At 60.7% G+C, this 25,210-nt stretch carries 23 protein-coding genes; 9 read left to right on the top strand and 14 right to left on the bottom strand.

Features of this window, described 5'->3' with window-relative positions:
- Both VF436_RS13400 and VF436_RS13395 read right to left on the bottom strand, forming a co-directional pair.
- The coding region (locus VF436_RS13400; protein ID WP_330904526.1) for a TonB-dependent receptor plug domain-containing protein at positions 1-730 on the bottom strand (730 nt) is incomplete at its 3' end.
- A 286-nt stretch (positions 731-1,016) separates the two neighbouring features.
- Positions 1,017-2,969 (bottom strand): S9 family peptidase, encoded by a 1,953-nt coding sequence (locus tag VF436_RS13395; RefSeq protein ID WP_330904525.1) that lies wholly within the window; start codon positions 2,967-2,969, stop codon positions 1,017-1,019.
- Between the two features lie 191 nt (positions 2,970-3,160).
- On the opposite strand from VF436_RS13395, the gene lgt reads away from it, so the two are divergent.
- From lgt to VF436_RS13375, 4 genes are all read left to right on the top strand, one after another.
- Positions 3,161-4,048: a prolipoprotein diacylglyceryl transferase gene (gene lgt, locus VF436_RS13390; protein WP_330904524.1), complete on the top strand. Its 888-nt coding sequence runs from the start codon at positions 3,161-3,163 to the stop codon at positions 4,046-4,048.
- A 3-nt stretch (positions 4,049-4,051) separates the two neighbouring features.
- Positions 4,052-4,846, top strand: coding sequence for a thymidylate synthase (locus VF436_RS13385; protein ID WP_330904523.1), 795 nt, complete (start codon positions 4,052-4,054; stop codon positions 4,844-4,846).
- A gap of 111 nt (positions 4,847-4,957) precedes the next feature.
- On the top strand, positions 4,958-5,446 hold the full coding sequence (locus VF436_RS13380) for a dihydrofolate reductase (protein WP_330904522.1): 489 nt from the start codon (positions 4,958-4,960) through the stop codon (positions 5,444-5,446).
- Between the two features lie 33 nt (positions 5,447-5,479).
- The gene (locus VF436_RS13375; RefSeq protein WP_330904521.1) at positions 5,480-6,424 is read left to right on the top strand and encodes a Nudix family hydrolase; all 945 of its coding nucleotides are present in this window, start codon (positions 5,480-5,482) and stop codon (positions 6,422-6,424) included.
- Between the two features lie 432 nt (positions 6,425-6,856).
- On the opposite strand, the gene coaE is transcribed toward VF436_RS13375, so the two are convergent.
- The 4 genes from coaE to pilB form a co-directional block, all read right to left on the bottom strand.
- The gene (gene coaE / locus VF436_RS13370) at positions 6,857-7,486 is read right to left on the bottom strand and encodes a dephospho-CoA kinase (protein WP_414649855.1); all 630 of its coding nucleotides are present in this window, start codon (positions 7,484-7,486) and stop codon (positions 6,857-6,859) included.
- 2 nt (positions 7,487-7,488) lie between these two features.
- Positions 7,489-8,346: an A24 family peptidase gene (locus VF436_RS13365; RefSeq protein WP_330904519.1), complete on the bottom strand. Its 858-nt coding sequence runs from the start codon at positions 8,344-8,346 to the stop codon at positions 7,489-7,491.
- Positions 8,347-8,415: 69 nt separating this feature from the next.
- A complete protein-coding gene (locus VF436_RS13360) occupies positions 8,416-9,684 on the bottom strand; it encodes a type II secretion system F family protein (RefSeq protein ID WP_330904518.1) in 1,269 nt (422 codons plus the stop codon).
- A gap of 147 nt (positions 9,685-9,831) precedes the next feature.
- Positions 9,832-11,556 (bottom strand): type IV-A pilus assembly ATPase PilB, encoded by a 1,725-nt coding sequence (gene pilB / locus VF436_RS13355; RefSeq protein ID WP_330904517.1) that lies wholly within the window; start codon positions 11,554-11,556, stop codon positions 9,832-9,834.
- Between the two features lie 264 nt (positions 11,557-11,820).
- Here pilB and VF436_RS13350 point away from each other — a divergent pair, with 264 nt between their 5' ends.
- The 5 genes from VF436_RS13350 to VF436_RS13330 are packed head-to-tail and all read left to right on the top strand — an operon-like array spanning position 11,821 to position 16,794.
- Positions 11,821-12,675 carry a glycosyltransferase family 2 protein gene (locus tag VF436_RS13350; RefSeq protein ID WP_330904516.1) on the top strand — a complete coding sequence of 285 codons (855 nt, stop codon included), beginning with the start codon at positions 11,821-11,823 and terminating at the stop codon, positions 12,673-12,675.
- A complete protein-coding gene (locus VF436_RS13345) occupies positions 12,668-13,882 on the top strand; it encodes a glycosyltransferase family 4 protein (RefSeq protein WP_330904515.1) in 1,215 nt (404 codons plus the stop codon). Before VF436_RS13350 ends, VF436_RS13345 begins: the two co-directional genes overlap by 8 nt.
- A complete protein-coding gene (locus tag VF436_RS13340) occupies positions 13,879-14,916 on the top strand; it encodes a glycosyltransferase family 4 protein (RefSeq protein ID WP_330904514.1) in 1,038 nt (345 codons plus the stop codon). The genes VF436_RS13345 and VF436_RS13340 overlap by 4 nt, the downstream gene beginning before the upstream one ends.
- On the top strand, positions 14,909-15,934 hold the full coding sequence (locus tag VF436_RS13335) for a class I SAM-dependent methyltransferase (protein ID WP_330904513.1): 1,026 nt from the start codon (positions 14,909-14,911) through the stop codon (positions 15,932-15,934). The genes VF436_RS13340 and VF436_RS13335 overlap by 8 nt, the downstream gene beginning before the upstream one ends.
- On the top strand, positions 15,931-16,794 hold the full coding sequence (locus tag VF436_RS13330; protein ID WP_330904512.1) for a glycosyltransferase: 864 nt from the start codon (positions 15,931-15,933) through the stop codon (positions 16,792-16,794). The genes VF436_RS13335 and VF436_RS13330 overlap by 4 nt, the downstream gene beginning before the upstream one ends.
- Here VF436_RS13330 and VF436_RS13325 read toward each other — a convergent pair.
- The 8 genes from VF436_RS13325 to VF436_RS13290 form a co-directional block, all read right to left on the bottom strand.
- Positions 16,742-18,010 carry a lipopolysaccharide biosynthesis protein gene (locus VF436_RS13325; RefSeq protein ID WP_330904511.1) on the bottom strand — a complete coding sequence of 423 codons (1,269 nt, stop codon included), beginning with the start codon at positions 18,008-18,010 and terminating at the stop codon, positions 16,742-16,744. The genes VF436_RS13330 and VF436_RS13325 overlap by 53 nt on opposite strands.
- Entirely contained in the window at positions 18,007-19,962 is a 1,956-nt protein-coding gene (locus VF436_RS13320) for a hypothetical protein (protein ID WP_330904510.1), read from the bottom strand. Before VF436_RS13320 ends, VF436_RS13325 begins: the two co-directional genes overlap by 4 nt.
- 352 nt (positions 19,963-20,314) lie before the next feature.
- Entirely contained in the window at positions 20,315-20,749 is a 435-nt protein-coding gene (locus tag VF436_RS13315; protein WP_330904509.1) for a pilin, read from the bottom strand.
- Positions 20,750-21,006: 257 nt separating this feature from the next.
- Entirely contained in the window at positions 21,007-21,537 is a 531-nt protein-coding gene (locus VF436_RS13310) for a pilin (protein WP_330904508.1), read from the bottom strand.
- A 96-nt stretch (positions 21,538-21,633) separates the two neighbouring features.
- Positions 21,634-22,122 (bottom strand): pilin, encoded by a 489-nt coding sequence (locus VF436_RS13305; RefSeq protein WP_330904507.1) that lies wholly within the window; start codon positions 22,120-22,122, stop codon positions 21,634-21,636.
- A gap of 23 nt (positions 22,123-22,145) precedes the next feature.
- Positions 22,146-23,807: a phosphoethanolamine transferase gene (locus tag VF436_RS13300; RefSeq protein WP_330904506.1), complete on the bottom strand. Its 1,662-nt coding sequence runs from the start codon at positions 23,805-23,807 to the stop codon at positions 22,146-22,148.
- A gap of 109 nt (positions 23,808-23,916) precedes the next feature.
- Positions 23,917-24,405, bottom strand: coding sequence for a pilin (locus tag VF436_RS13295; RefSeq protein WP_330904505.1), 489 nt, complete (start codon positions 24,403-24,405; stop codon positions 23,917-23,919).
- Between the two features lie 338 nt (positions 24,406-24,743).
- Positions 24,744-25,169 (bottom strand): pilin, encoded by a 426-nt coding sequence (locus VF436_RS13290; protein WP_330904504.1) that lies wholly within the window; start codon positions 25,167-25,169, stop codon positions 24,744-24,746.
- Positions 25,170-25,210: the final 41 nt, after the last annotated feature.

Raw genomic sequence — 25,210 nt, 5'->3', positions numbered from 1 at the left:
GCATGTCGTCGGGATGACGTGGGCCAAGGCCATAGCGCGTGAGTTCGCGCGAGCGCGCCATCATCGGCTTCTGATCCTGGTAGGAGCCACTGATCACAAGCGAGTTGTTCTCGGTGGTCTTGCCCCAGGTGAAGTCGAGATTTTTCTGCTGGCCGTCACCGCCACCGTGCTGGTTCTGACCGTAATACGCGTTCACTTCGGAGCCATCGAATCGGTCGCGTGTGATGATGTTGACCACGCCGCCAATCGCATCGGATCCGTAGATGGACGAGGCGCCATCCTTCAGTACATCAATGCGTTCGATGATGGCGACCGGGATGGTCGAGATGTCAGTCAGGCCGCTCAGGCTGGTGCTCCAGCGGCGACCGTTGACCAGTACCAGCGTGCGTTGTGCACTGAGATTGCGGATGTTGACGTAGCGGCCGCCGACGTCCGCGCCGCTGGACAGGGCGTCCTGCGGGGTGATGTCGGGGGTGCCTACCGAAGGCAGGCGGGCCAGAATGTCGGTGACATTGGTCAATCCGGTCGCCTGGATAGCCTGGCGATCGAGGGTGAAGATCGGCTGAGCCGTCTCCACATCCACACTGCGGATGCGTGAGCCGGTGACGGTGATGGTTTCGAGATTCTTGGTCGAGGCGGCGGGTGGGGCCGAGTCCTGCGCGAAGGCGGCACTCATAGGCAGCACGAGGGCTGCTGCAATGGCCCGAGCCAGCAGTGTTTTCTGCTTCATGTTGTAGAAAAGCTCCAGTTATGACGTAAAGCAACCAGCAGCCCTCTGCCGGCCGTTTCCTCGGCCGGTCACAAGGGGTTCCGTGGATGACGTGCGTCTGTATTTAGATGAGGCGCGCGTCGGGTATCGCCTACAAACGGGGACGGCAATACAGGTCCGAAATTAAGCGATCAAGCCGCCAGGCGCAACTTCTTGCGCCTGGCGATGTCGGGGGAATTCTCCAGAAAGCTGATTTTCTTAAGAATTTGTAATTTCTGGCCGAATGAGCCCCAGGGCTGCAATCAGATCAATGGCTTGCCGTGGGACCAATATGCTTGTTCAGAAAGGCCGCCATGGCGCTGTAGAAGTCGCTGCGATTCTTCTCGTCATAGAAGCCATGACCCTCACCGGGCCTGGATATCCATTCGTAAGGCTTGTGCGCGGCGTCCAGCGCGGAACGCATGGCTTTGGCCTGGGCAAAAGGAACGCGCTCGTCGGCCTCGCCGTGGACCAGCAGCACGGGTACCTGGATCTTGTCGGCAAGCTTGTCCGGTGACTGGGCGGCCAAGTCGGCGTCATCTTTGCCGATGACGGCACGCAGGTAGCTACGACCGCTCTTTTCCTCGCCGATGTCTCCCTTGGAATACATCATCGCCAAGTCGTAGACACCCGCGTAGCCGATCGCGCACTTGAACATGCCCGGGGCGCGAATGGTGGTCATCATCGCCGAGTAGCCGCCGAAGCTGGCGCCGTAGACGCAAATGCGCTGTGGATCGGCGAATTTTTCACCGATGGCCCACTGCACGCCGTCGATGAGGTCCTGCTGGATGCGTTTGCCCCACTGCAGATAGCCAGCGCGCTGAAAAAGGTAGCCGCGACCATCCGAACCGCGATAGTTCACTTGAAGCACCAGATAACCGCGGCTGGCCAGGAACTGCGCATCGTCATCGTAGAACCAGTCGTCATGCACACCGTGCGGGCCGCCATGGGGGAGCAGCACCATGGGCAGATTAGCTTCGTTGGCGCCTGGCGGAAGGGTCAGAATCGCTTCCAGTTCCATGCCGTCGGACGCCTTGAAGCGCATGGGGCGGCGCTCGGCCATGCGCGTGGGATCGATCCAGGGCTTGATCGAAAAGAGCTTGCGGACTTTGTAGTTGTGCGTGTCGATCGTGTAATAGGTGCCCGGATCGCGATCACTGGATACGCTGAAGAGCAGAACGGTGCCATCCTCGCTGAATTGACGAAAATCCACATAGCCTTTGAATTTCTGGCTGATGGCCATGTGCAGCTTGGCAGTGGCCGATGCCGGATCGATGTAGTGGACGGCGGGCACGCCCGCGGACGACGTACTGGCGAATGGTTGATAAGGAACGGCGGTCCACTGGATGTCATTGACGCTGGAGAAATCATCCTGCGCGAGCACTTTGCGGTTGTCACCATTTTCATCCTGCTCGACCAGCGCAGCCGGACCGCCTTGCGCGCTGTAACTGGCGTAGATGCGTTTGTCGTCCGGCGTGAAATACAAGGGTGAGAAACGTGCGTTGCCCAGGTTCAGCCTGGACCATCCGTTGTCGTTGTGATGAAACACCACATAGTTGAAGGCATCGTCGTCGCCGTAGGCGAAATGCGCGGTACCGTCTGGACCGATCAGGAAATCCATGCCGATGGAACCGATGTCACCGATCAGCTTGCGGGCGCTGGTGTTGGCGTCGACATCGTAAAGCTGGTAATGCCCCCGGTTGTCCCAGGCCTCGGTCTTCATGTAGAAGTGACCGTTGGCGCGTGGTGGCTTACCTGCCACGAAGCCCCAACTCTGGTCGGTGCTTCGCGTAGCCGAGCGGTTGCCGGCGGTGCCGTCGTAACCGAATAGATAATCCTGGTGTTTGCCGTCGTAGTCGGTGGCAAGCAGCTCGCCATAGAAGGTGGGCTTGTCGAGCGCCCCGGCCTCCTTACCTTTGGCCAGCACGATACGCGTGGGGCTGACCCAGGTAACGCTCAGTGGCATTTGGAACTTGGGCATGCGCAGCAAGCTTATCGGCGTCTGCATGTCTTCGATCTTGTAGACGGCCAGTGCGTGCTGGTGATTATCGTTGTCGTCCATGCGCACGGCGATGTATTTACCATCCGGTGACAAGGCAGGGTCCGAAAGGGTCGGGCGACGCGCGAAGTCTTCGACCGGGATGAGACTGCCGGCATGGGCAGCAACGCAGGACAGCAGGCAGGCCGCGGACAGCATGGTCCGCACCAGACGATGACGCATGAGTTTTCCCCCTGAGGCTTGCATATTCCAGTCACTGGCCGCAGCGTTTGGTAGCTGCCGAGCCGGGCAATGGGCGCCATACCTTGGTGCCCGGCTGAATATAGCCATCAAGCAGGCGGGACCGGAAGGGGTGTGAGACCCATTGGCCGGGCCGGGCAGGTAAACTGTCGTTTTTCCCGACGTGCCCGTTCATGAGCCAGCCCTTCACCGTTGCCTTCGACCCCGTGGCTTTCCGCGTGGGGCCAGCCCAGATCCATTGGTATGGCCTGATGTATCTGCTGGGGTTCCTGGGGGCATGGATGCTGGGCGAGCATCGGCGCAAGCAAGGGCGCCTGCCAGTAACGCGGGACGCATTGGGCGATCTGGCTTTCTACGCCATGATGGGTGTCATCGCTGGCGGCCGCATCGGCTACATGCTGTTCTATACCAATATCCGCTGGATATGGACCGATCCGCTGGCCTTGTTCAAGGTTTGGGACGGCGGCATGAGTTTCCACGGTGGCCTGCTGGGCGTGCTGGTGGCTGGCTTGTGGTGGTCACGCCGGCAGCGGCTGCATTTCTTCGATACGGTAGATTTTGTGGCGCCGCTGGTACCGATCGGCCTCGGGTTGGGAAGGCTGGGTAATTTCATCAACGGCGAACTGTGGGGCAAGCCAAGCAGCCTGCCGTGGGCCATGATCTTTCCCAATGCCGCCGACCAGGATGCCGCCTTGGCAGCCCATGACCCGGCCCTGGCCAGGATATTCGAGCAATGGCATGGCCTGCCACGCCAGCCGTCCCAGCTCTACGAGATGACCCTGGAGGGCATCGTGATGCTCTCGGTGCTATGGATCGTGTCACTCAAGCCGCGCCCGCGTTATCTCATTTCCGGCCTTTTCGCGCTGATGTACGGCTGCTTCCGCTTCCTGGTGGAGTTCGTACGCCTGCCGGACGTGCAGTTGGGTTATCTGGCGTTCGGCTGGTTGACCATGGGGCAGATCCTGTCGTTGCCGCTGATCGTCATCGGAGTACTGTTGATGGCATTGTCCCGCCGGGCGCCAACGCTGGCTCCGGCCGCTGCCGAACCGGCAAAGGCCTGATCGATGCGCGCTTACCTCGACCTGCTACGGCACGTGCTTGAGCACGGCACGGAAAAGTCCGATCGCACCGGCACGGGCACGCGCAGTGTGTTCGGCTGGCAGATGCGCTTCGACCTGTCGCAGGGTTTCCCGCTGGTCACGACGAAAAAGCTGCATCTGAAATCGATCATCCACGAATTGATCTGGTTCCTGCGTGGCGAAACCAATATCGCCTACCTGAAGGAACACGGCGTCAGCATCTGGGATGAATGGGCCGATGAGCAGGGCGAACTCGGGCCGGTCTACGGCAAGCAATGGCGAGCCTGGCCCAAGGCCGATGGCGGGGCGGTGGATCAGATCGCCTGGGTGGTGGATGAAATCCGCCGCAATCCCGACTCGCGCCGGTTGATCGTCAGTGCCTGGAACGTGAGTGATTTACCGCGTATGGCACTCATGCCGTGCCACACCATGTTCCAGTTCTACGTGGCAAACGGTCGTTTGAGTTGCCAGTTGTATCAGCGGTCGGGTGACATCTTCCTGGGCGTGCCGTTCAACATTGCCAGTTACGCGCTGCTTACGCACATGATCGCCCAGGTATGTGGCCTGCAACCGGGCGATTTCGTGCATACGCTGGGCGATGCGCACCTGTACAACAACCATGTTGAGCAGGCGCGTGAGCAGTTGTCGCGTGATCCAAGGCCATTGCCGAGGCTGGTGCTTAACCCCGATGTGCGTTCGGTTTTCGATTTCCGATTCCAGGACATCGCTATCGAAGGTTATGCGCCACATCCGGCCATCCGGGCGCCGGTGGCGGTCTGACCCTGGTGGCTGCGGGCGGAGCCCGGCGCATTCCTGCTAATATTCGATGCACTCGGCCTGGCGTTTTGCCTGGTCGCAGGTGTTCTGGCCCGCTTGAACCTTAGGATTTCCATGGCTATTTCGTTGATCGCCGCGCTGGATGAAAACTCCGCCATTGGCCGCAAGGGCCAGTTGCCCTGGCATTTGCCCGACGATCTGCGCTGGTTCAAGCAGCTCACGCTCGGCAAGCACGTGCTGATGGGCTATAACACGGCGGTATCGATCGGTCGCGCGTTGCCTGATCGCACCAACCTGGTGTTGAGTCGCAAGCACGAAGCGCCGTTTCCCGGCCAGATCACCGTGCGCACCGTGCAGGAAGCGCAGGCGCGCTGCGGTCACACCGGCCTGATGGTGATTGGTGGTGCGCAGGTCTATGCCGAGGCATTGCCGCTGGCGCGCCGCATGTACCTGACCTGGGTGAGTGCTGCTACGGAAGGTGCTGATGCATTTTTTCCTGGCGTGCATTTCAGCGACTGGACTGAAGTCTCCCGCGTGCATCACAAGAAAGACGCCGAGCATCAGTTCGACTTCGACATGGTCGAATACATCCGCAGCGCCTGATGCGCTGGGGCGGCCGATTTGTCGCCTGATGCCATGCATGTAATGGCCGGTGTCCTGCGCGATGCGCAGGGGCGCGTGCTATTGGCGCAACGCCCACCCGGCAAGCATCTTGCCGGTTCCTGGGAGTTTCCCGGAGGCAAGCGCGAACCGGGTGAAACTCCGCAGCAAGCCCTATTACGTGAGTTGCGGGAAGAGTTGGGTGTTATTGCCGATGCGCAAGGCTCGACACCGCTGATCCGTATTCCCTGGCGCTATGAGAAAGGGCAGCTTTGCCTGGATGCGTGGACGGTCTCGCGTTGGCAGGGAGAGCCGCAGTCGCTGGAGGGGCAGGCCCTTCGGTGGATGCTACCCGGGGAGATCGATCCCGCGTCGCTGGCGCCAGCCGATCGTCCGGTCCTGGCGGCGCTGCGATTGCCGGCGATCTACGCGATCACGCCGGTCGGGGTGTTGCCCGAATCTGCTGACCAGTGGCGCGAGCGAATGCTCACGGCTATGCAGGCGGGTCTTCGCCTGATGCAACTGCGTCTGCCGGATTGGGATCACAGCGCCGTGCGCAAGCTGGCCGCCGACTTGTTGCCACGAGCGCGAGAGCTTGGCGTCACCTTGATGCTCAACGGTGACATCGAGGGCGCGCGTGAGCTGGGCCACAGTGTTGGTGTGCAGCTCAAAAGCAGCCAACTGGAAAAGCTCGACGCACGGCCGCTGCCATGGACGCAAACGGTCGGAGCCAGTTGCCACGATGAAGCGGATCTGCGGCGTGCGTCGATGTTGTCGGCCGATTTCGCCTTGTTGTCGCCGGTCGCCTTGACGGCATCGCATCCCGATGTGGCGCCGTTGGGATGGGACAGGTTTCGATCATGGACGCAAGAAGCTTCCCTGCCGGTCTATGCGCTGGGTGGCATGTCACCCGATGACCTTGCCGTGGCGCGCGAACATGGCGCACAGGGTGTGGCAGGCATTCGCGGCTTCTGGCGCTGAAGGCAACCCATGCCGCATCCGCGTTGTAAGAGCGAATGCATTCGCGAAAAGCAATTCGCGGCGTGGTCGCGGATTGGTAGATAGACCGGCAGACTGCGATTTAATCGCAGTGCTTACGCCGCTGAAGAAGCAACTTCCGGGAATCCCTAAAAATCCCTCCTATTCGTCGTCCCGGCGCAGGCCGGGATCCAGAGACTCGGCTCTGAGAGCGCCAGCGGCGCGAGATTACGGCCTGTGTGGTGGTGCGATTTCGGTGCGAGGTCTTTTAGAGGCTTCCTGAAGTCGCGAAGCAGCCTGCGGCGTAGTCGCAGGTTGGTGCTCTGAAAACCTTCGATCTGCAACCACGTTACAGGTCTGGATCGCAATGTTTGCATCTGCCACCGCGCTGAGCCGCGACCGCGTCGCGAATCGCTTTCGCGGCTGAAGTCGCCTCTACGGCGTGCGGGGCAGCGCGGGTAGGGTTGCCAAGTGCAGGTATCGTTGGTGCAACTGATCAACGTGTGCATCCAGCGAGGCTTCATCACGATCATTGACCAGCACGTCATCGGCGATCGCAAGCCGTTGTTCGCGATTGGCCTGGCGGGCGAGGATGCGCGTGGCCAGGTCTTCATCGATGCCGTCGCGCGTGATCAACCGCGCCAGCCGGATGTCGTCGGGCGCATCGACGACCAGGATTCGGTCTACCCAGCGGTAATGGTCGATGTTTTCCGCCAGGAGCGGAATGGCGAGCACGCAATAGGGGCCAGGGTCCGCCGATACATGATCGCGTAGCCACTGGCGTACGCGTGGATGAGTGATGGCTTCGAGGGTGCGTCGCGCCTGGTCGTCGCCGAATACGCGCTGGCGCATGGCGCTGCGATCCAGCTCACCTCGGCTATTGAGGATTTCCTGCCCGAATGTGTCGACCAGCGCATGCAGGCCTTCACTGCCCGGAGCCACGACTGCGCGTGCCGCGATATCCGCATCGTGTACACCGACGCCCAGGGCTTCGAAGCGCCGGGTCACCGCGCTCTTGCCGGCAGCGATACCGCCGGTCAACGCGACCACATACGGTTGCCCCACGCTCATCTCAACCCGGTGAAGCTCAGGTAGGCCTGTAATAAGGTGTCACCTTGCATGAACCACACCCAGCCGGCAGCAGCAATGAAAGGACCGAACGGCATTGGCACGTCACGTCCCATCCGCCGCATGAAGATCAGCACGATGCCAAACAGCGCGCCAATGATGGAGGAAAGCAGAATCGTGGGCAGCAGGGCGGCAGGGCCCATCCAGGCACCCATCGCGGCCAGCAGTTTGAAATCACCGTAGCCCATGCCTTCCTTGCCGGTGAGCAGCTTGAACAGCCAATACACGCTCCAAAGGCTCAGGTAACCGATCACAGCGCCCACGATGGATAGCTCCGGCGTCGTGAAGTAGGTCAGCAGGCTAAGCAGCAAGCCTAGCCACAGCAGCGGATAATTGAGCTGATCAGGCAGCAACTGAGTGCGGAAATCGATGCCGGATAGCGCAATCAGCGTCCAGGTGAACACCAGGCCGGTGAGTGCAGGCAGGGTGGCGCCAAGTTTCCAGACGATAAGCGCGCTGGCAATGCTGGTCAGCAATTCCACCAGGGGATATTGCACTGAGATCGGTGCCTTGCAATAGCGACAACGGCCGCGCAGCAACAGCCAGCCAAACAGCGGAATATTGTCGGTGATGGCAAGCTTGTGCTTGCAGTGCGGGCAGTGGGAAGACTCCACCACGATGCCTGGAGGCAGTGGAGTTTGATCGAGTGGTAGCTCGAGCATCTCGCGTGCCTCGTTGCGCCACATGGCTTCCATGCGGGCCGGCAGGCGTAGGATCACCACATTGAGGAAGCTGCCGACCAGCAGCCCGAATGTCGCGGCGATGACGATCCAGATCCAGAGGTCGAGTTGGGGCATTGCGGATTTCCAGGATATGGACAAGGCAAAGCCCCTCTCCCTGCGGGGAGAGGGGCTTTGCCTGAGAGCTTACACCGTGCCGGCGAGTTTGAAGATCGGCAGGTAAAGTGCGATCACCATGCCGCCGACCAGGCCGCCCAGGATCACCATGATCATCGGTTCGAGCAGGGTGGACAGGGTGTCGACGGCGTTGTTGACCTCTTCCTCGTAGAACTCGGCCACCTTGAACAACATGCTGTCGAGGGAGCCGGACTCTTCGCCGATGGCGGTCATCTGCACAACCATGTTCGGAAACAGGCCGGTCTGTCGCATGGACAACTGCAACTGATGGCCCACGGCGACGTCATCGCGCATCTGCAAGATGGCCTCGGCGTACACCACGCTACCCGTGGCACCGGCCACGGCGGCCATGGCTTCGACCAGGGGCACGCCGGCATGGAACGTCACGCCGAGCGTACGAGCGAAACGCGCGATCGCCGATTGGCGCAGGATGTTGCCAATGACGGGCAGCTTCAATGAGACACGATCGAGGAAGTGCGCAAACTTCACCGAGCGTTTCTTCGCCATGATGAAGACGACGATGGTGCCGACGATGCCCAGCAGCAGCGCCCACCAATAAGATTGCATGAAGCGCGATGCGGCAACGACGATCTGGGTGGGGGCTGGAAGTTCGGCACCTGCATCCTTGAAGGTCTGCTCGAAGACTGGCACCACGAACAAAAGCATGATTACGCAGACCAGCAGGGCAACGGCCATCACCATGATCGGGTAGAACATGGCCTTCTTGATCTTGGACTTGATGGCCTCCATGCGCTCCTTGTAGGTGGCCACCGTATCGAGCACCGTATCGAGCACACCAGCCGATTCACCGGCATGGACCAGGTTGCGGTAAAGCTCGTCGAACTGCACCGGATACTTGGCCAGGGCCTCATGCAGGGCGGAGCCGCCTTCGATGGACTGCTTCACGTCCGTGAGCATGTTCTTGAAGCGGACGTTCTTCTGGCCGTCGGCGATGATGTCGAAGGACTGCACCATCGGTACGCCCGAGGCCATCATGGTGGCGATCTGGCGGCTGAAGATGGCCACGTCGCGTGGCTTGACGGTGCTGCCGGTGGCGCCGAATAGCGGCTTGGGCTTCTCGCGAACCGTCTGCGGGTTCATGCCCTGGCGCCGTAGCTCCGCCTTGACCAGCGAGGCATTCTTGGCGGCCATGTCGCCTTTCATGCGCTTGCCGCGCTTGTCCAGCGCCACCCATTCGTAGGTCGCCAGTGCACTGACCTGGGCACGCTGCGCGCCGAGCGCGCTCGCCTTGTTTGCCGATGCGGTAGCCGTAGCCATACGCTTGATTCCCCCGGTGATTCGATCCGGCCCGTTTTTTTGAACCACGGGCGCGATTTGTCAGAGCATATGCTATTTCCAGCGGGCAATCCGTGCCCGCCAGCGCAAGTTGAACGTTAAGAGCGTCCCAGAACGGCCTCTACCGTATCAGTCCTTCGTGACACGATCGATCTCGGCCAGGCTGGTCACGCCAGCGCGGACCTTGTCCAGCGCCGAGGCGCGCAAGTCGTTGACCCCCGCCTTGGCCGCTACCTCGGCGATCTGCAAGGCGTTGCCGCCCTGCAGGATGATCTTCTGGATGTCCTCCAGCATCGGCATGACCTGATAGATGCCCACACGACCCTTGTAGCCCTCGTTGCAGGCATCACAGCCGACCGCCTCGTAGACTTTCAGGCCGTTCTTGACCTCTTCCTCGGTGAAGCCCGCGGCGACCAGTTGTTCATCCGGAATGTCCATCACCCGCTTGCAGTCATGCAGGCGGCGCGCCAGGCGCTGGGCGATGACCAGGGTCACGGACGAGGTGATGTTGTAGGGCGCGATGCCCATGTTCATCAGGCGCGAAATGGTCTGCGGCGCGTCGTTCGTGTGCAGCGTGGAGAGCACCATATGGCCGGTCTGGGCGGCCTTGATGGCGATTTCGGCCGTCTCCAGGTCGCGGATTTCGCCGACCATGATGATGTCCGGGTCCTGACGCAGGAACGAGCGCAAGGCAGCGGCGAAGGTCATGCCGCGTTTATTATTCTGCTGGACCTGGTTGATGCCTTCGACACGGATTTCGACCGGGTCTTCCACCGTGGAGATGTTGCGCTCGGCGGTGTTCAGGATATTCAGCGCGGTGTACAGCGACACGGTCTTGCCTGAACCGGTGGGGCCGGTCACCAGCACCATGCCATAGGGCTTGTGGATGGCTTCCAGGTAAAGCTGCTTCTGCTTTTCCTCGTAGCCGAGCTTGTCGATGCCCAGGCGTGCTGAGGAGCCGTCCAGGATACGCAGCACAATCTTTTCGCCGAACAGGGTCGGCAGGGTACTGACACGGAAATCGACCGCGCGGCTCTTGGACAGGTTGAGCTTGATACGGCCATCCTGCGGCACGCGGCGTTCTGCGATGTCCAGGCCGGACATCACCTTCAGGCGCGAAGAAATGCGCGAGGCCAGCTTCATTGGCGGGCTGGCCACGGCGCGTAGCATGCCGTCCATGCGCAGGCGCACGCGGTATTGGGTCTCGAATGGCTCGAAATGGATATCCGACGCGCCGCGCTTGATGGCATCGACCAGGATCTTGTTGACGAACTTCACCACCGGTGCGTCTTCATTGGCATTGGCATCGATGCCGGTGGGTTCGGCACCGTCCTCGTCGCCGCCTTCCAGCGCCAATTCATCCAGGTCGCCGCCACCCATGTCGGGCATGGCGTTGCTCATCGTGTTGAGCACGTTCTCAATCGTGCGCAGCAATTGACCGCGCTCGATCAGGATCGGCTCGACCATGCAGTTGGAGTTGAACTTGATCTCGTCCAGCGCATGCGACTGCATCGGGTCGGCGATGCCGACGAACAGGCGCTTGCCACGCTTGAACAGCGGTAGCGCCTGATGCTTGTTGATCAGGGCTTCGCTGATGATATTCAGCGGCATCATGGCCGGACTCAGGGAGCTCACGTCCATCATTGGCATGCCGAACTCGGCCGAAGCCACCTGGGTCAGGCGAGTGCTGTCCACCAGGCCCTTGTCTAGCAGCCAGGCGGCCAGACTGGCCTTCTGCTGGGCCGAATCGTTGACTGCCTTGCGGACGTCCGCTTCGGGCAGCACGCCTTCGGAGACCAGCCGCCGGGCCATGCCGGAGAGGCCGGCCAGCGAGGGTTGCATTTGTGATGACATAGCTTTTTCGTCCAGCCCCCTGATTGAAGGGGAATTTACCGCAGATGAGGCGGCCGGTCATCTATGCACCGCCGAAGGTCGATGATTGGTGACGGGGTGCTCGGGATGGGGCGCCTGGGCGGCGGGCTCGGCCCTTGTCCCTCGCTCCCTCGCCAACCCATCGACAAACCCCACACAGCGCCCCTGTCAGCCTGACTATTTATTTGCCGTTGTAAGGGACGATGGGCGAATCGGTATGATGCTCGCCTGCGCAAAGGAGCCCGCTTGAGCCACCTCAGTATCATCCTGCCCGCCAAGAACGAGGCGGCCGCCCTGGTCCAGTTGCTGCCGCGCCTGCGCCAGGCGCATCCCGAGGCGGAAATCATCGTGGTCAACGATGGCTCCACCGATGACACGCGCGCCTGCTGCGCTGCCGCCGGTGTCGTGTGCCTGTCCTCGCCATACTCCATGGGCAATGGCGCGGCGATCAAGCGCGGTGCCCGTGCCGCCCACGGTGACATCCTGGTGTTCATGGATGCCGATGGTCAGCACGATCCGGCCGATATTGCGCGCCTGATGGGAAAGCTCGACGAGGGCTATGACATGGTGGTTGGCGCGCGCGACTGGGAAAGCCAGGCCGACGTCGGCCGTGGTCTGGCCAATACGCTGTATAACTGGCTGGCCTCGCGTATCACCGGACACATGATCCAGGACCTGACATCAGGTTATCGCGCCGTACGTGCCGACAAGTTTCGTGAGTTCCTGCACCTGCTGCCCAATGGTTTTTCCTATCCCACCACCAGCACGATGGCCTTCTTCCGCAGTGCCTACGCGGTGGCCTATGTGCCGATCAGGGCACACAAGCGTGTGGGCAAGAGCCACATCAAGCCGATTCGCGACGGGCTGCGTTTCCTGCTGATCATCTTCAAGATTGCCACGCTGTATTCGCCGTTGAAACTGTTCGTGCCGATGAGCGTGATCTTCTTTGGCCTGGGGCTGCTCAACTATGCCTGGACGTTCCTGCACGACGGGCGCCTGACCAACATGAGCACGTTGATGTGGAGCGCAGCGGTCATCGTGTTCCTGATTGGCCTGGTATCGGAACAGATCACCTCGCTCACCTATCGTCGCAATGACTGAGCAGGCGAGCCAGCGCGCACGCCTGCGCCTGCTCGTGCTGACGTCCACGTATCCGCGCTGGCCTGGCGATCCCGAGCCTGGTTTCGTGCATGAGCTTTGCAAGCGCCTGGCCTCACGCATGGATGTCACGGTGATCGGGCCGCATGCGGCTGGCGCTGCCGTTCACGATGCCATGGACGGTGTAACAGTCCATCGCTATCGCTATGCGCCAGCCCGGCTGGAGACGCTGGTCAATCATGGCGGCATCCTGGGCAATCTGCGCCGGTCACGCTGGAAGTGGATGCTGATGCCCTGGTTCCTGCTTGGCCAATATCGGGCGCTACATCGGTATATGGACACGTATCGGCCCGATGTCGTGCATGCGCACTGGCTGTTGCCACAAGGCTTCGTTGCGGCGGCAGCGCGATTGCCGATACCGCTGCTGGTGACGTCGCATGGAGCGGACCTGTTTGGCTTGCGTGGACGATTGTTCCAACGCATGCGTGGCTGGGTCACGCGGCGCATGACCATGCTTACGGTCGTCAGCGAGGCCATGCGCGAGCGTCTGCTGGCCGAGCAGCCGCATGCTTGTGTCCAGGTCATGCCCATGGGCGTGGATACGCGGTCGCGATTCCGTCCGACGGATGTGTCGCGCGATCACGATGAACTGCTGTTTGTCGGGCGCCTGGTGGAAAAGAAAGGGTTGCGACACCTGCTCGATGCGTTGCCGGCTGTTGTGCAGGCGCACCCGGGCGTGTTCCTGACCATCGCTGGATTCGGGCCCGAACAAGCCGCTCTGGAGAATCAGGCGAGCACGCTAGGGATTCAGGATCGCGTGCGTTTCGTCGGTGCCTTGGCGCAGGATGCGCTGCCCGCGCTTTACCAGCGCGCGGCCTTGTTCGTCGCGCCGTTTGTGCAGGCTGCCGATGGTGATCAGGAGGGGTTGGGACTGGTCGTGGCCGAGGCGATGGCGTGTGGTTGCCCGGTGGTCGCCGGTGATGTGCCGGCCACGGCCGATCTGGTTGCAGCCGGTGCGGGTGTTCGCGTGCATGCGTCTGAGCCAGCCTTGTTGGCGCACGCGATCAATGACTTGCTTGCCGATGACGCCGCACGCAAGCGCATGGCCGCGAATGCACTTGCCTACGTCGAGGCGCGCTTTTCCTGGGATCATGTGGCGGAAGGTTATGCTCAGCTGATCGAGCAGTTGGCCTTGGGGGCGCACGCATGATGATGCGTGGCTTGAAGGTATGGTTGCCTGCCTTGCGTGCTGGTAGCGGCATTGACGTGTTCGCCATGCGCCTGGCCGAGGGGCTGCGCAAGGCCGGGCATCAGCCTGTTCTGCAATGGTTTGAGCACGCCTACGAGTGGAAGCCCTGGCTGCTGCGTGGTGTATCGGCGCCTCCCGGCACGGATCTTGTTCATGCCGCCAGTTGGCAGGGCTTTGCGTTCAAGCGGCCCGGTCTTCCGCTGGTGGTGACCGAGCATCAATACATTCGCCATCCCCGGTTCCTGCCGCATCGCCGACCGTTGCAGACGATCTATCACCGGCTGTTCGTGGATCTGTGCATCGAGCGCTCCTACCGTGCCGCCGATGCCCTGGTCGCGGTCAGCGAACACACCGCCCAGGCGATTCGCCACGATGTGCGCCAGCCGGTCGACATGATCCATAACTGGGTCGACACCGAGACCTTTTCGCCTGGACCGCCGCGCAGGCGCGATCCATCAGCGCCTTTGCGATTGCTGTTCGTCGGCAATCCATCGCGCTGGAAGGGTGCTGACGTGCTTGCGGACCTGGCCAAACGCCTGGGCCCTGGCTTTGAGATCCACTGCCTGGAAGGACTGCGTAAATCATTCGATACGCGCGACTGGCCAGCCAATATGCATGTGCTGGCGCGCAAGACACCCGATGGCATGGCGGCGATCTATCGCAGCATGGACGTGGCGCTGGTGCCGACCCGGTACGAAGCTTTTGGTTATGTGGCGGTCGAAGCCATGGCTTGCGGATTGCCGGTCGTAGGGTTCGACAGCACCGGTACCGCCGAGGTCTGTGTGCACGGCAGCACGGCCTTGCTGGCCCCCATGGACGATGTGGCGACGCTTGCCGACCATGCACGACAACTGGCGGCAGATCCAGCGTTGGCTGAACGTCTGGGGCAGGCAGGGCGCCGCCGCGCCGTGGAATACTTCGGCGAGGCGCGGGCCGTGGCGGCCTATGAAATGCTTTATCGCAGGGTACTGAATGCTGGAGCCAGGCATGGCTGAGCGCTGGTCCATGGAGGGGTGGCGTGACGACGAACTGGAGCGGGTCGAGGCGTGTCCCGTTTGTGGTTCAGTCGAATCGGATGAGGCCTATGCCGCGCTGGCCGACGCACTTGAAGGTGTACCTGGCCGATGGCCCATGCGCCGATGCCGTTCTTGCGTAAGCTTCTATCTGAGCGTGCGTCCGACGCGCGACGCGATCGGCAAGGCGTATGCGTCGTACTACACGCACGGTGACAGTGCGTCGGCATTCGTGCAGGACAATGGCCAGTCCCTGCTGTGGCGTTGGTCCAATGACTATATGAATGCGCGCTTCGGCGCGAGGCGGGTGCCGGCATCGCGCCCGGGGCGATGGCTGCTTCCGTGTGTGCCACCGCTGCGCCAGCAGCTGGATTTCTTTTATCGCCATCTACCGGGCACGCCTGGCAGCTTGCTGGACGTTGGCTGTGGCCACGGCGTGTTCCTGTTGCGCGCGCAGGCCGCGGGCTGGCGGGTGCATGGATTGGAACCGGATGCGTCGGCGGTCGGTGCCGCACGCCGGGCAGGCCTTGAAGTGACCCAGGGCACGCTTGATACCTTTTCCCATGCGGCGCACTTTGATGTCGTTACGGCATCGCACGTGATCGAGCACGTGCATGATCCGCTGGCATTCCTGCGGCGTGCCTGCGACGCATTGCGGCCGGGCGGCACGCTCTGGTTGGCAACCCCGAATGCGAATAGTGCTGGCCATCAGCGTTATGGTGCTGACTGGCGTGGCCTGGAGCCGCCGCGGCACCTGGTAGTGATGGCGCCAAGCGCACTTGAAGCCTTGCTTGATCGGGCGGGATTCGAGCGTATCCGGGCTCACCGGCGCGGGCGTGGTTCGCGCTATATCCTGCAGGCTTCGGCCGAGGTGGCGCGGCAGCGAGGAAATGCGGTGCGCCCCCTGCCGCCGCATCGCGTGGATGTGCTTGCCAGCCTGGGAGTGTATTGGGGCGAGGAATACATCGTCACCGCGCGCAAACCGGAACACCGTGCATGACCACCGTCGTCGGCTTGCTGCTGAACTATCGCGATGCGTCGCGCAGTGCCGCCTGCATTGCCTCTCTGCTCGCTGAAGGCGTGGATCATGTGCTGGTCTGGGATAACTCCGCGGACGATGCTGCCTCGGCAGCTGACCTTGCCGCCCGCTTTTTGCACGACGCTCGTGTAGCGATCGAAATCAGCGCAACCAACCTGGGCTTCGCCGCAGGCGTCAATCGTGGTTTGGCGGCCTGCCGGCGGCGATATGGCATCTCCTCGGTGCTGTTGATCAACAACGATGCGCGACTGATCTCAGGTTCACTGGCGTATTGGCGCGCACAGGCGATGCTTCACCCCGATGCCGTCTTGTTGTCCGCCGATACCTTGCATGCCGCTACCCGGGTCGGATTGATGTATTACCAGCGCTGGCTGGCCCTGCAATTTCGTCAACCGCGGTGGGGCGCTTTTCCCTACGCCAGCGGTAGTTGTCTATGGATACAGCCGCACCACGCACAAGGCCCCTTGTTTGACGAAGCATTCTTCATGTATGGCGAAGATTGCGAACTGGGCTGGCGCTTACGTGGTGCGGGCGGCCGGGTTCACATCCCCCAATTGCTCGTCGAGCACGAAGGGTCGGCCAGCAGTGGCCTGGGATCCCCCTTCTACGAAGAACGCATGGTCGCCGCGCACGTCTTGCTGGCGGCGAAGCTTGCCGATAACGCTTGGCAGCACGCGATATTCCTGGCGTTGCGCCTGGTGACATTGCCGGCACGAGCGCTGTGGCGAGCGTGGCGCCATCGCTCCACGGTGCCTCTGCGTGCGCTGGTCACAGGGTGGCGCGCGCGGACTCCGGGCCGTTTACCGCCTTCAGGCGGTTGAGCTGTCGAAGCACCATCAGTACGCCCACGATGCCCATCGCCAGTTCGGCAACGATCACGGCTGCCACCAGGCCAATCACGCCGTACCCCGGCGCGAACGCCAGCATGCCGCCCAGCAGACAGGCGATGCCGCCCAGCTCGAAGCCCACGCGTTCGAGCGGATGTCCGGTGGCAACCAGCACGCTGCCAGCGGCCAACCTGACCGAAAGAAAGGGAGCGGTGATGGCCATCCAGGGCATCAGGTGCGCGGTGCGTGCATAGTCGTTGCCGAATATCCAGGTCAGCCATGGACTGGCGATCGCCAGCGCTGCACCGCTCACGATCCCCCAGGCCAGCGCGACACCAAACAGCACCAGCACCAATTTGCGCATGGTGACGGCTTGATCCCGTGCATGGCGAAACAGGCGCGGTTGCGCCGCCAGCAGCATCGCCAGCACGGGCATCACCAGCGCCCCCATGATGCGCGAACCTGCCGTGTAGATGCCGGCCGAGGGGCCGCCCACCAGGCGCACGGCAGCCATCTTGTCCAGCTCCGAGGGGTTGGCTGCGACCAGCAGCATGGCGGCATAGGAAGCGCCCAGCCGCAATTCTTCACCGCTGGGCTTGCGTGGCTGCCATGTCAGTGGAACGTGCCGGCGTACGATGCGCCAGGCGACCAGGACACCGATCACGCCCGCGCTCCATTGCAACACCACGTAGCAGGGCAGACGTGCCTCCAGCGGCAGGGCGAAGCAAGGTAGTACCGCGGCGACGCGCAGGCCCAGCGGCAACCATTGCACCAACTGGCTCAGCGGTACGCGTTCGCTCGATTGCAGGACAAAGCTTGCCAATAGCGTGAACGGCGTGGCAAGCAGTTCGGTACAGCCCAGCCAAAGCAGCGTGGATAGTGATAGCTGCGCGTCGGTAAGCCAGAGCGCGATGGGCAGGTAGATCAGTATCAGCACGACACCCATGGCCAGCGTCAGGGGCCACGCATATCGCCAGGTATCGGCTGCGCGTGCGAGATTGCCCGAAGCCCGTGACAGCAATACATAACCGCTGCCGAGACTGGAAAGCATACCCAGCACGACGGCCAGCGACGCCGCGGCGGCATAGTGTCCATAAAGCGCAGGTTGCAGCAGGCGTGTGAGCAGGACCAGCGTGGCGGCCTGCGTCGCCAGTCGTAACGCCAGCACGGCAGTGGTCTGCAAGCTGCTGCGTGCGAGCTTGCCGATCATGACGTGGCGTGCGCGCCGGATTCGGAAATGGCCTCGAATTGCGCGCGCAGTTTCTCGATCTGGCTATCCAGGTGTCCGCCAAGATTGAGTTGCTGCAACTGGTCCATACGTGTCTGTGCTTCCTCGGTGTGATGCTCACGTAACAGCATGCGGATGAGCGTGATCAGGTAGGCTGGCTCCTGCGGCGAGCCATCCACCGCGCGCGTTTCCAGTTGCATGCCAAGCTTGCGGTCTTCCAGGACGTTCCAGGCATAATCAGCATAGGTCGACATGAGCCGAGGGCTCGGCTTGGAATGCGACATGGCTGCATCGAAAGCTGCTTTCATCCGGTCTTTGGGCAGGTCGCAGTCACCGTCACGTGCACAATCGGCCAAGGCTGCCAGCGAGCTTTCATCCTGAACGCCGGGACGGACCGTAGCCAGTTTGTCGGTCATGCTTTGCCACCAGGCATCCTTAAGCGGCAGGTCCATGCGCGAATTCATGAAGATCAATGCCTGCTGCGGCAAGATCGACGACTTGGGTAGCCCGGCAGCACGCTCCAGAGGCGCGTAGGCCTTCTGGGTATACGGCGAGCCCGGCTGGTAATGCGAATAAATGATATAGGTGCGGCCCAGTTCGTATTGGGCACGCGGCGAATCCGGTCCGCGTTCGGCCAACGCTTCGGCCAAGCGAAGCGAGTCGCCCCAGGCGTAGGTGCTGACGGCCGTGATACCCGTCCACCACAGCATCAACACGGCAATCAGGGCCGTCGCGATACGCGACCGTAGCGGTGATAGCCATGTTTCGCCTGGTGGAAAAAGCGCCGCGAGCAGAGCCAGCATCAGCCCCAGGCTGGCGAAATAGTTGCGATGCTCATAGACCAGTTCCAGTGGAAGGATAGTTGCCGTGAGGACTTGGCAACCCAGAAACAGGGCGATGCCCAGAGCTATCAGTGGTTGGCGTCTGCGCGTGCCGATCATGGCGGCGATCAGAGCCAACAAGACGCACGCGCTCAGCGCAGTGGTCGAAGGCGCAAACAGACCCGAGGAAACCAAGAAATCATCGTGATAGAAAGACAATTCATGCGGTAGCGGCAATAGCGTCCAGCCGATGTAATCAACCACGATGCGCAGCTCTGAAAGCAGGCGAGTGCCCATGGTGAAATCACGCGTGGCCCACGATTCGGGCTTGAGCAGCCGTGGCACCAACCAGGCCAGCCCCACGATCATCGGCAACAACAGGAACACGATGAACAGTGCGACGATACGCCAGTCCGTGCGTCGCGTGTCGGGCCGTCGGAAGCGAAAGACGATGGCTTCAATCAGCAACGCATAGAGCGGGATCATCACCGCCGTCTCCTTGGCTAGGATGCCAAGCCCGGTGGGTAGCGTGAGGCTGAGTATGCATAGCAGCAGTCCGCCACCTCCAGTTCCATCACGCATGCGTTTCCGCCCTGCCAGATAGCCTAGCAGGCCGATCAGCACGAACAGGTTTGCCATGCTCTCCATGCGCTGGACGACATAGAGCACGCCGGTCAGATTGATTGGGAGCAACATCCAGCCTGCTGCGGCGACCACCGCGAATGCGACTCGACGCGACGATTCCTGCCTGGGGGCCGTTACTTGCAGCAGGGCGCGTACCAGCAGGAACACCAGCAGGCCGTTGAGCAGGTGGATGACCAGGTTGGTGGCTTTCATGGCATACGGGTCCAGCCCCGACGCCAGGTAATTGGCCGCAAAGCTCAACGAAGCAAGCGGGCGCTTGAAGTCGCTGGCAGGCGAGGAGAGGGCGGCGCCGATCAGTGAGGGAATGTCACCGTGAGCAGGCTGCACGCCATGGTTATCCACGATATTGGGGTAATCGTCGAACAGCCAGCCACCGGACAGGCCGGGTGCATAAACCAGCGTGGTGATCAACAGTGCCAGGGCAAGTAAGGCCCAGCCGTTGCTTAGCGGCGTCGGAAGTCGGGTCACGGCGTCAGCGTGGCAGCCAGGAGTGGGCCAAGCTTAACCTGTCTGGCGCCAAGGTCCAGTCGATGCCGGGTGGCGGTGAGGGCGGAATGGCCGGAAAAGGCAGGGGTTAAAGCTTTTCAGGTTATTCGTAAGAGGCGGCCCGAATCGAATGACAGGTGGCAGAGTACTTTCCTGCGATGGAGATTTCGCTGAAAGAGCCAAGCCATCTGGCGCTTGCTGTTTCGTTTGCCTCAGGGCGGCCCGTTCAAGAAATGAGAATGAGCAACCGGAAACAATCGAACAAAACAGACGGAAGCCGCAATGCGCAGCTTCCGTTTGTCATGTCTTGCATGAAAAGCAAAGTGCGTATGGATCAGTTTGGACAAGACGCGGGTGCGTAGTTCGGAGTGATGCCATCTGCGGTCTTGCAGGTCCAGGAACCGGCGTCGTCCCTTGTCCAGGTGACTGTTCCATCCTTGATCTTGCTGCTGGCGTGCCCCCCCAATTTCGCGATGATGGTCGAAGTGGTAGCTGACATGGCGACTGCCGCTTTGCCTCCGTCGAGAATATCCGACGGTGTGCTCGTATCCACGCAGCTGGTATTCGGATCGAAGGTGAGCAGCCCGTTATTCAGGCAGTCCTCCACGGCCACCTTAAGATCGCCGGATTCGCTCATGGCGCGAGCGACCTGCGATCGAATGACATAGGTCTGGTATTGCGGGATGGCGATCGCAGCCAGGATGGCAATGATGGCCACCACGATCATCAGTTCGATCAGGGTAAAGCCCTGCTGTTTTTTCCGTTCCATGGTATTCCCCTAGGATGGTTGTGTTGAGCGGCGTGTCACTGCCAGTCGCCAGTTGCGTCGCGGTGAACACGATGCAGCTGGCCTCCGGCAGCGACGCCAGTATCGATTTCGCTCAATACCTAAGGGATGGGTTTAACGCGGCGGTTGCTGTAAGGGATTACCGCGCCAGCCACGAATCGCGATATGTCTTGGCCCGTGAAGTCGAGGCCTATCGGGCCATGGATGCCAGTGTGAGGCAAGCACGAGCTGTATGGATTTTAGCGCTTGCTAGTACTTGCGACAGCCGGTTGCGCCGCGGACGTCGTATGCCCAGGGATCGACACCGTGCTTGCCGCCGAAGGCGCGTCGGCGGACCGTGTGCAGGTATCCGGCTTGTATCGCGTATCGCCCGAGACGATGTCGCAGCTCCACACCAGTTGTGTCGGCCCGGTTCCTTTGCTGCTTTCCATCGGCGTCAGCAAGAACACGGGATCGGGCGAGGCGCCCGTGTCTTTGGTGGTTACCGTGATGCGCCCACTCTCTGACACGTCGACCTTGGCCACATAAGGCCCAAGCGTGGACGCGGCGTTATATTTCAGGTCACCGGGATGTAGGTTGGCCAGGCCGCCACGCATGGTTTCGGCTTCCATGACGACCAGTTTGGCGGCATCGCCAGCGCTCAGCGCTTCCTTGCTGTGGTCGGCGATCTTGTGGTCGCGCCAGGAGGGCACAGCAACGGCTGCGATCACGGCGATGATCGCCAGGATGATCAGGGTAGTGGCCAGCGCCCGTCCATTTGACTTGTTCATCGTGGCGTCTCCGCGAAGCTCTCGACGGAAATGTCGGACAGCCAGGATGATGAAAGCGTTAAGGCACAGCCTGCAGCGCGACCATCCGTTCAGCCATCAACTGCCCACAGGGCAACCGGCAGGGGCATATTTGACGCCGATTTGGCTGTCGACCGTGCAGGTCCAGGAGCCATCCACTGACCGCGTCCACAAGACATAACCGCCCGCAATCTTGGGTGAAACATGGTTGCCGAGGGTGGCCTTGATCGATCCCGTGCCGGTCGCGTTTTGCGGCAGTTGCACGTGAGGCACGCCAGTGCCGGTAGGCGGGGTCAGGCCCATTTCCGCACCGCCTGTGAGTATGTCAGACGCCCCCAGGGTGGAGACATCGCATTGTCCGCCATTGGTGCCCAGTTGTACCTTGCCGGTGCTGGCACAGTCTTCCACCAGTACACGGGCATCGGCCGCCTCGTGCATCGCGCGGGTGACCTGCGAGCGGATCACATAGGTCTGGTATTGCGGGATGGCGATCGCCGCCAGGATGGCGATGATCGCGACGACGATCATCAGCTCAATCAGCGTGAATCCCTTGATGTTCGGTTTCATCGAGATACCCCTGTAGATCGATGCTAGTGGGATGGACAGGTGAAAGCTTGTTCGGCGTTGCGTACTTCGAAGGGATTGCGTAATGGTTCAGCGGCGAGACTATTGTCGTGGCGATTTCCGACGATGTTGAGATCTGCCAGATCACTCATGGTTTCGAAAAACATGGCAGTGGAAGCAAAACTGTCTTTATGTTTTTTCATGAATTCGACTTGCGCTGGATGTGAGTCTTGGTAGTTGCGGGAATACCAGAATAGCGCCGAAACATGTTGTGTGGCGGTCGAGTATTCGCCGTGACCGCTTTGCATCCGACAATCGTCGAACAAGGCTTCTCCATGATCGGACGAATAGAGCAGCCAGGTTTCCGCATTCGCCTGGTCCCTCAGGGTAGTAATCAGCGAGTCGATTACAAAGTCCGTAAACAAAATGCTGTTGTCGTAACCATTGACAAGTAAAGTCTTGTCATTCGGATTGAATAACTGTTCCCTGCCATTTGCGTCGGGTTGGAATACGGAAAACTTCGCGGGATAGCGGTCGGCGTAGCGAAAATGGCTTCCTAGCAGGTGCACAACGATGAAGCTATCTCGCTGCGTGTTGCTAATCATTTCACGCATGACCGGAATCGCAGCGTCATCATGCTGTCCCCGATAGCGATAATCGACAGGATTCAGGAAGCGTACTTCGTCGGCCTGATGTGCACTCAAGGATATGGGGGATTCGTGGTAGCCGACAGAAGCTTGTAGGGAAATCCACCCGGTAAAAAATCCTGCTTGCTTAAATGCCGTGACGATAGATGCCTCGTTGAACACAGCGCTCGCCACCGATGGAGGTTTGCGAGTGATCAGCAATGGGACTGCAAGTCGCGTAAAGGTCCAGGGCGTGTAGAGGCGGGTGAAGGAAATCAGGCCGTCTTCTTTTTTTAGCCGAGGCGTCGTTTCCCTGGCATAGCCATTGATGGACCAATGGTCGGCTCGTGAAGACTCACCAATAACCAGCACATAAATGCGTCGTCGGGGTGATTCGCCTTTGGGTGCCATCGCAAAGCGGAAACGCTTCGTTTGCTCGATGGCGCGACTGAGCGCGGCACGCTCCTGCACGAAGTCGTAGGCAACCCACGGCAGGCCAGCGGGAAATGCGGCTCGCAAGGCTTGCTCCTGACCGGCTTTTTGTAAAGGAAAAACGGTGGAGTCGGTGGCCCAGGGTGGTTCCTGACCAAGAAAGCCGGCGATGGCGATAGTCGCCAGCCATCCTGAGAGGCTATAGATCGCTATACGCCGCAGTGGGAGTTCCGGTGTCAGAGATCCCGATCCGCGCCATGCTGTGATACCTAGTGCGATCAGGATACCGATAGGTGCGAACCATTTTAACGGGATGGAGTTACCGATATCTGCCGCTTCGCCCGGGTTGGTTTCGGCAATCAGTGAAAGTGTATTGGCATCAATCGACCAGCCGTACTTTCGGATGAATACCGTTTCGATCCAGGCGAAGATGGACAGGATCGAAATGATAAAGATGGCCGTACGAGGAAAGCGCGCCAGGACGCTTCCTAGGCATATTAAGCTGAGTAGGCTCGAACCGAAGATGAGCAAGATCTGGTCCGATTCGAGCGTTATGTCACTGTAGACAATCAGGGTGCCTGCTGGCAGCAGGTTGATTGCTAGAAGTAGGAAATAAGCAGCCGATTTCATACATCCACTTTTTATCATTTTGGCTGCGCAAAGCTTTTTCCATTCGGCCAAAAAAGAAACGGCACCAACGAGTGGCGCCGTTTCGTGATTTTCAAGCTATGCCTGGAAATCAGGTGCCAGCAGCCGGGCAACTGGCGGGAGCGTACTTCGCACCAATGGTTCCATCGGCGGCGCAGCTCCAGGTGCCGTTCTGATCGCGGGTCCAGGTGATCTTGCCACCCTTCACCTTGGTCGAAGCGTTGTTGCCAAGCGTTGCGACGATGCTGCCGCTATCGCCTGCCGCAGCAGGGAGCGTGATCTGCGGATAGCCCTGGTTCGGTGCGGATGCGCCGGTCTGAGCACCATCCTGGAGGATATCGGAGCCCGTGATCGAGCTGCTATCACAGGTCGTGGCAGTCTGGCCCAGCGCGGTCTTACCGTTGTTGATGCAGTCTTCAACCAGCACCTTGGCATCACCAGCTTCGCTCATGGCGCGAGCAACCTGCGAGCGAATCACATAAGTCTGGTACTGCGGGATGGCGATGGCGGCCAGGATGGCAATGATCGCAACCACGATCATCAATTCGATCAGGGTAAAACCCTTTTGAGCGTTCTTCATGGTGGTTCCCTTCTTTCTCTTGAGTTAGCTAACTGAAGTTTGGTGATGCCCCCTGAGCCCCGGTCCCGTACCCCCTAGGCAGGTCCGGCCCCCCTCTACTCAACGTGTCAGGAACGACCAGGAAGCTCCCGGAGATCACAGCATCTTGTGTGCCATGGCACCCGGAGTTGTGGCCTGCTTGCTCAGCAGGCGTTCGGATTGTGCAAAGGTTGGCAATAAGCAACAAGCCAAAAGACGTGTAGGGCTTTCAGATTGTGGCGTAGTTGGCGGAGAAATTTCCACGTAACATTGGAAACTGACGTTGGTTGTCATGGGGTGACAATTATTGTCAGTTTGCGTCAGGTTGCCTTGCAGCTCACGGGGATGTACTTGGGGTCCAGGTTTGACGAACAGGACCATTGGCCATTTTCATCGCGGTTGAGGTCGATGTGCCTATCCCTCACCGCAGGGCTGCCCTTGAGGGTGCAGGTGATCGAGCCAGCACCTATGACGGGTGCTGCAACGGATATCGTGCAACGATCGGTTTCTGCGATCAGGCCAAGGTTGTCTACGTTGCTATAGGTTCCGCCGTCGGTTGTGCCCTGGTTGACGAGGGTCTCATAAGCCGTGCGGCCTGGCGTGATTTCATCAAGGGCGGCCACAGCCTGCGATCGTGCGACATAGGTCTGGTACTGCGGAATGGCAATCGCAGCAAGCACGGCGATGATCGCAACGACGATCATCAACTCGATGAGGGTGAAACCCGCGGATGGGCGGCGTGACATGATGAGGACTCCCCAGTGGTTCGCAGTGGCCTACGCAGTTT

The organism is Dyella sp. (assembly GCF_036384435.1).
Taxonomy (GTDB): Bacteria; Pseudomonadota; Gammaproteobacteria; order Xanthomonadales; family Rhodanobacteraceae; genus GSA-30.
The sequence above is the reverse complement of the archived record's forward strand: the minus strand, read 5'-3'. Positions and strand labels throughout refer to the sequence as shown.

What these genes read in the sequence shown, in the direction of transcription:
- VF436_RS13395 (WP_330904525.1), bottom strand. Translation starts at nt 2,969, where the DNA reads ATGCGTCATCGTCTGGTGCGGACCATGCTGTCCGCGGCCTGCCTGCTG.
- lgt (WP_330904524.1), top strand. Translation starts at nt 3,161, where the DNA reads ATGAGCCAGCCCTTCACCGTTGCCTTCGACCCCGTGGCTTTCCGCGTG.
- VF436_RS13385 (WP_330904523.1), top strand. Translation starts at nt 4,052, where the DNA reads ATGCGCGCTTACCTCGACCTGCTACGGCACGTGCTTGAGCACGGCACG.
- VF436_RS13380 (WP_330904522.1), top strand. Translation starts at nt 4,958, where the DNA reads ATGGCTATTTCGTTGATCGCCGCGCTGGATGAAAACTCCGCCATTGGC.
- VF436_RS13375 (WP_330904521.1), top strand. Translation starts at nt 5,480, where the DNA reads ATGCATGTAATGGCCGGTGTCCTGCGCGATGCGCAGGGGCGCGTGCTA.
- VF436_RS13365 (WP_330904519.1), bottom strand. Translation starts at nt 8,346, where the DNA reads ATGCCCCAACTCGACCTCTGGATCTGGATCGTCATCGCCGCGACATTC.
- VF436_RS13360 (WP_330904518.1), bottom strand. Translation starts at nt 9,684, where the DNA reads ATGGCTACGGCTACCGCATCGGCAAACAAGGCGAGCGCGCTCGGCGCG.
- pilB (WP_330904517.1), bottom strand. Translation starts at nt 11,556, where the DNA reads ATGTCATCACAAATGCAACCCTCGCTGGCCGGCCTCTCCGGCATGGCC.
- VF436_RS13345 (WP_330904515.1), top strand. Translation starts at nt 12,668, where the DNA reads ATGACTGAGCAGGCGAGCCAGCGCGCACGCCTGCGCCTGCTCGTGCTG.
- VF436_RS13340 (WP_330904514.1), top strand. Translation starts at nt 13,879, where the DNA reads ATGATGATGCGTGGCTTGAAGGTATGGTTGCCTGCCTTGCGTGCTGGT.
- VF436_RS13335 (WP_330904513.1), top strand. Translation starts at nt 14,909, where the DNA reads ATGGCTGAGCGCTGGTCCATGGAGGGGTGGCGTGACGACGAACTGGAG.
- VF436_RS13330 (WP_330904512.1), top strand. Translation starts at nt 15,931, where the DNA reads ATGACCACCGTCGTCGGCTTGCTGCTGAACTATCGCGATGCGTCGCGC.
- VF436_RS13325 (WP_330904511.1), bottom strand. Translation starts at nt 18,010, where the DNA reads ATGATCGGCAAGCTCGCACGCAGCAGCTTGCAGACCACTGCCGTGCTG.
- VF436_RS13315 (WP_330904509.1), bottom strand. Translation starts at nt 20,749, where the DNA reads ATGGAACGGAAAAAACAGCAGGGCTTTACCCTGATCGAACTGATGATC.
- VF436_RS13310 (WP_330904508.1), bottom strand. Translation starts at nt 21,537, where the DNA reads ATGAACAAGTCAAATGGACGGGCGCTGGCCACTACCCTGATCATCCTG.
- VF436_RS13305 (WP_330904507.1), bottom strand. Translation starts at nt 22,122, where the DNA reads ATGAAACCGAACATCAAGGGATTCACGCTGATTGAGCTGATGATCGTC.
- VF436_RS13300 (WP_330904506.1), bottom strand. Translation starts at nt 23,807, where the DNA reads ATGAAATCGGCTGCTTATTTCCTACTTCTAGCAATCAACCTGCTGCCA.
- VF436_RS13295 (WP_330904505.1), bottom strand. Translation starts at nt 24,405, where the DNA reads ATGAAGAACGCTCAAAAGGGTTTTACCCTGATCGAATTGATGATCGTG.
- VF436_RS13290 (WP_330904504.1), bottom strand. Translation starts at nt 25,169, where the DNA reads ATGTCACGCCGCCCATCCGCGGGTTTCACCCTCATCGAGTTGATGATC.